The 582-nt window shown below is 46.0% G+C and carries 2 tRNA genes and 1 rRNA gene; all 3 read left to right on the forward strand.

From position 1 onward, the window contains the following. Window positions 1–114, forward strand: a 16S ribosomal RNA gene (locus tag HGH92_RS33450); the annotation flags it as partial. 136 nt (window positions 115–250) lie between these two features. Then, window positions 251–325 (forward strand) — tRNA-Ile (locus HGH92_RS33455). A 10-nt stretch (window positions 326–335) separates the two neighbouring features. After that, a tRNA-Ala gene (locus HGH92_RS33460) sits at window positions 336–409 on the forward strand. The last annotated feature ends 173 nt before the right edge of the window (window positions 410–582 follow it).

Genomic DNA, 582 nt, shown 5'->3' on the forward strand with positions numbered 1-582 from the left:
CCGGGGGGACCTGAAGTCGGTAACCGCAAGGAGCCGCCTAGGGTAAAACCGGTAATTGGGGCTAAGTCGTAACAAGGTAGCCGTATCGGAAGGTGCGGCTGGAATACCTCCTTTTTAGAGCTCATTATCCTTGAGCTGTTGTTTCCTTCTTCTTTCAAAAACATTAAGTTCTTTAGAAAACAAATCGCCAAGTTGGTAATAAGGACTGGAACGGTTAAGTGAATAGATACCAGCAACCGGCAACCTAGACAGATCCGTAGCTCAGCCTGGTTAGAGCACTACACTGATAATGTAGGGGTCAGCAGTTCAAATCTGCTCGGGTCTACAATGATTACGGGGGATTAGCTCAGTTGGCTAGAGCACCTGCCTTGCACGCAGGGGGTCATCGGTTCGAATCCGATATCCTCCACTTAATCAACTTAGTTCTTAAACACACACAACAAGATGTACGGCCAAACGGGCCACGGAGATCGGATCTCAGACATCAGCTAACGGTCAGTAAGTGATCGAAAGTTCTTTGAAAGAATGGAAACAACAGCACGAATCAAATTAGTGATAGTTTGATTCATAAACACAGGTAAT

Source organism: Chitinophaga varians, from assembly GCF_012641275.1.
In the GTDB taxonomy this organism is placed as follows: domain Bacteria; phylum Bacteroidota; class Bacteroidia; order Chitinophagales; family Chitinophagaceae; genus Chitinophaga; species Chitinophaga varians_A.